Source organism: Cytophagia bacterium CHB2, from assembly GCA_030263535.1.
In the GTDB taxonomy this organism is placed as follows: Bacteria; Zhuqueibacterota; Zhuqueibacteria; order Zhuqueibacterales; family Zhuqueibacteraceae; genus Coneutiohabitans.
In genome coordinates this window covers 1-4,700 of the sequence record SZPB01000438.1, presented here as the reverse complement: position 1 = coordinate 4,700, position 4,700 = coordinate 1, and the positions used below count along the sequence as shown (strand labels likewise).

At 52.4% G+C, this 4,700-nt stretch carries 3 protein-coding genes; all 3 read right to left on the bottom strand.

Annotated features, from left to right (window positions below):
• Positions 1–759 (bottom strand): ABC transporter permease (locus FBQ85_26755; protein ID MDL1878734.1); only part of this gene is annotated, 759 nt, incomplete at its 3' end.
• A gap of 78 nt (positions 760–837) precedes the next feature.
• A complete protein-coding gene (locus FBQ85_26750) occupies positions 838–3,210 on the bottom strand; it encodes an FtsX-like permease family protein (protein ID MDL1878733.1) in 2,373 nt (790 codons plus the stop codon).
• A 183-nt stretch (positions 3,211–3,393) separates the two neighbouring features.
• The gene (locus FBQ85_26745; protein ID MDL1878732.1) at positions 3,394–4,659 is read right to left on the bottom strand and encodes a HEAT repeat domain-containing protein; all 1,266 of its coding nucleotides are present in this window, start codon (positions 4,657–4,659) and stop codon (positions 3,394–3,396) included.
• Positions 4,660–4,700 lie beyond the last annotated feature (41 nt).

The following is a 4,700-nucleotide window of genomic DNA, read 5'->3' as shown; positions in this document are numbered from 1 at the left end:
CAGATATAACTCATAAAACTTTTTGCCCTCACCCATATTTTTTTCGAGAAATTGCGGGAAGGCCGCTTCGAGCTTTTCAACGTCGGCGCCGGGCGCGAGCAAAAGATACGTGACCAGCCAATTCGAGCCCCAATTGGTGCGCGCCCGTTCGTCTTCAATCGTGATCACGGAAAAGAGCGCGTCGAATTGCAGATGCGAAGTCTTGGGAAGGTTTTCCAACACGCCGGTAACTTTGAGTTGCCGCTCGCCTTGTAAAAATGATTTGCCAATCACGTCGTCCGTGCCGAAAAGCTTTTGCGCCGTCTCTTGTGTAAGCACGGCGCTGTTCGGTTCGTTCAGCGCGGTGGCGCGGTCGCCGCGGCGCAGCGCAAAATCAAAAATCGAAAAGAACGCCGGATCAGTCCAAAACGTTTTCTCGACGATGATCTGTTTGGAATCGTTGCGCAACACCGTTCCGCCGTTCACAAAGCGTACGAAATCGACGATCTCCGGATAAATTTCCTGCAGCGCCGGGCCCATGGGATACATCGAGAGCGCGACATGCTGCGGGCTGATGCCTTCGAAGCTTTGCACTTCGTTCAGCCGGTAAATGCGTTTCCCCTTTTGGTGGAACCGGTCAAAACTCATCTCGTTGCTGATGAAAAGATAAATCAACAAACAGGCGGCCAAACCCACAGCCAAACCGAGAATGTTGATAAAGGAATAAACTTTTTGCTTCCACAAATTGCGAAAGGCAATTTTGAGATAGTTTTTGAACATGACGTCTCCATTTCGGATTTGGGATTGCGAATGTTAGATTGATCGTTCAGGCCGTAATCCAAAATCCACAATCCGCAATCATTCGCACCGCAACGTCTCCACCGGATTAACCAGCGCGGCCTTGAGCGAACGATAGCCGATCGTCAATAGTGCCAGCGAAATGGTAAACACAAAAGACAATGCAAAAATATCCAAAGACCAGCTCACACGATAAGCAAAGTCCTGCAACCAACGATTCATGATAACATAAGCAAGCGGACCGGCAAGGAGATTGGCGACGACGATGAGTTTCAAGGTTTCACGCGACAATAGGCCGACGATTCCCGGCGTGGTAGCGCCCAGCACTTTGCGGATCCCAATCTCTTTGGTGCGCTGCGCCGCGATAAAAGAAATCAAACCGAACAAACCAAGGCAGGCGATAAATATTCCCAATCCGGCGGCATAAGCCGACATTCTCTGCAACCGCATCTCGCCTTGATAACGCTGCGCCAAACGATCATCAAGAAAAGAATAGGTGAAGGGATGATCCGGGTCGAGTTGCCGCCATTTTTCCTCTAAAAATTGCAGCGTAGCTTGCAGGTTTTCCGAACGCACGCGCACGGAAAAAACCGTCATCCATTCCGCCGGCGGTATAAAAAGCACCAGCGGGCCAATGCGTTCGTGCAACGAGCGGAAATGAAAATCTTTCACGACACCGATCACCGGCGAGGCCGGGCGGTTAATTCCAGACATGGCGATTGTTTTGCGCAACGGCTCATTCCAATGCAATTGCCGGGCAGCTTCTTCGTTAATCAAAAACGCGCGCGTGCTGTCGCCGGCAAATTCCTTCGAAAAACCGCGGCCCTGAGCAATCGGTATCTCGTAGGCAGCGAGAAAATCATGATCAACAGCAAGAATGCGCGTTGGAGGCGCCTGGCCGGGTGAAAAACCTTCAGGCTGGGTGGGAATCCCCCAGTCGCTGCCGCCCGGCAGATTCGCCGAGGCTGAAACCCGCACAACATTCGGATGTTGCATCAATTCGTGTTTCACCAATTCATAGTTTTTGGCCAGCACCGGGTTTTGAATCGGAATCGTGAGAATTTGCTCGGCATTATATCCCAGATTTTTTTCTCGCATGAACTGCGCTTGCCGATAGATAACGCCGGTGGCTATGAGCAAAAAAGCAGATAATGCAAATTGAAAAATCACCAGGCCATTGCGCAATGCAGATTTACCCGTGGCGCGATCAGCCGACATTCGCAGAGCGTTGGTTGGGCGAAAGGCCGACAGCACCAGCGCCGGATAGCAACCGGCCAGCGCGCCGACGAGCAGCGTGAATGCCAACGCTGCTAGGGTGAGTAACGGATTTTCCAGCCAGTCCAGCATTAGCGATCTATCCACCAATAGATTGAATGCCGGTAACAGAAACTCTGCCAAGCTGATTGCGAGTATGGCGGCAAACACGCATAACAAAATCGCCTCGACGAGAAATTGGCCGGTGAGTTGCCGGCGTTGCGAACCGAGGACCTTGCGCACGCCCACTTCTTTCGCTCGGCGCGCGGCTTGTGCTGTGCTAAGATTGATAAAGTTGATGGCGGCGATGATAAGCACGAACAGCGCGACGCTGGCAAAGATGTAAATCTGCGCCATATCCGAATTAGGCGACAATTCCCGAAATAGATGTGAATGCAAATGAATTGCTGTCAGCGGTTGCAGAAATGGCGTGAAACGCGCAGCAGCCTCGCCCATGTTTTGCTGTAACACAGTCGAGATCTTGGTGGCCACGGCATTGGGCGAAGCACCCGCTTGCAGCAACACGTACGTATAGAATTGATTCCATTGAATCCAACTGTCGCGTTGGGGATGTTCAAGGCTCGCCATTGACAGCAAAAAATCGAAATTGAAATGAGAATTGGCGGGGATATTGTCCAGCAAGCCGGTGATGAGATATTCCACGCGATTGTCAACGGTGAGCGTCTGGCCGACAGGATTCTCATTGCCAAAATACTTTTGCGCAAAATCGCGCGTCACGACGAGTGTGTGTGGCGCGGTCAACGCTGTGTGCCGGTCGCCGTGCAGCAGTGGAAAACTGAAAACGCGAAAAACCGTAGAGTCGGCGAACAAGCCATTCGCTTCATAAAAACGCGTATGGCCTCGACTCAACAAAATCTGCCCGGCGATCACGAAGCGCACCGTCTCCTCCACTTCGGGCACATCTTTTTTTACCGCCAATCCCCACGGGCCGTTCACCTTTGCGATGCCATCGAATGACGCACCTTGCATGCGCGTTGCCAAACGATAAATGCGCTCTTTGTTCGCGTGATAGTCGTCAAAACTAAGCTCGTGTTGCACATAAAGCAAAATTAACAGGCAACACGCCATGCCCACCGCCAAGCCGGCAAGATTGATTACGGTATGGCCTTTTTGCTTGTGCAAATTGCGTAAAGCGACTTTGAGATAATTTTTGAACATAACTTGCCTCCGGGTTGTTCGCTTTCGAATCACATACACGGCGCGGCCAGGCTTGTTTGTGAGCGCAAACCGAAGCTACGCCGGTCGCGAGAAGCGGTCTGGCCGGCGCAACAAAAATTCTGGTTCAGCAAAAATGAGGCGGCTTGTCAAGCACGGCCACCTCCGTGGCGGTGAGGTTTCGACTCATTCCTTGCCGCGCACAAGCTTGAGCAGCGCCGCGGTCGCGCGTGCATCATCGCTTTGACCCAACCAGAAGATTGCCTCTTTGCGCACCGCCATGTTGCCGTGCTGCTCTGCAATCTCGATGAGCATGGGAATGCCTTCATCGTCCGGCAATTGCGTGAGCGCAAAGATCGCCTGTTTTTGAATCTCGGTATCGGCGTCGCGCTGCACGGTTTCTTTTAATAAAGCGGAAGCCCGCTTCGAGGCCTTCTGCGCCAGCCAGAACAACGCTTCTTTGCGAACCTCACGATCTTTGGCGTTGCGGGCCAATTCGATCAAGGTCTCCTCAGCCTCCGGTGCACGCATCTGACTCAAAGCAAATACGGCCTGTTTGCGCAGTTCCATGACCTCGGAGGCTTGCGCCATCTTTTGCAGCAGCCGCAAGGCGCTGACTTCCTGGCTCTGGCCCAACCAAAACAGCGCTTCTTTACGCACGGAAATGCTGTGATGCTTTTCGACAACCTCATGCAAGATCGGTGTGCCCTGTTTATCGGGCAATTGCGTCAGCGAGAACACAATGTGCTTTTGCAACCCCGCGTTGTTGTTCTTGTAAACAAGCTCCTTCAACAGGGCAACCGTTCGCTGCGAGCCTCTTTGCGCCAGCCAGAAAATCGCTTCTTTGCAAACCTCGCGATCATCCGGACTGTTCGCCAATTCGAACAACGCCTCTTCAGTTTCGGCGATTGGCATTTGGCTTATCGCAAACACCGCCAGTTTCCGCACCTCGGTGGCATGGTCAGACTTGGCCGTTTGTTTTAATATGCGCAACGCCTCCGGGTCCTCACCCTGGCCCAGCCAAAACGCGGCTTGCTTGCGCACGGTCGCCGCTTCATTGCCCAGCAATATTCCTGCAAGAAACGTGCGCCGCCGCACAGACTCATGGTGCAAACCAGCAGCGCCAACCAACTCTTCTTTTATTTTGGCGGGCGATGCCTGACGATAAAGCCTCTCGATCAAAGCAAAACTTGACTCATCGCTCGCCGGCCCGAGCCATAACAACGTCAGGCCCTCAAAATCAACGCTTAACTCAAACGTGCTTTCCTTGATCTCAACCAATGCGCCATCGCGCGGATCAAAATTAAAAAATAAGCCCAGGTCTTTTACAATTTTGGGGCGAAATTTCTTCTCGGAATATGTGGGTTTGGGCAACGGCATTTCGACGCCGTAGATCAGTTCGGATAAACTTTTTCCAGGCCCGCGCTGAACCCTGCCGTTCTTAAAGTGCATACTTCCAATCGTAGAGCTTTCCTCCAGTGCTCGCTTGATAC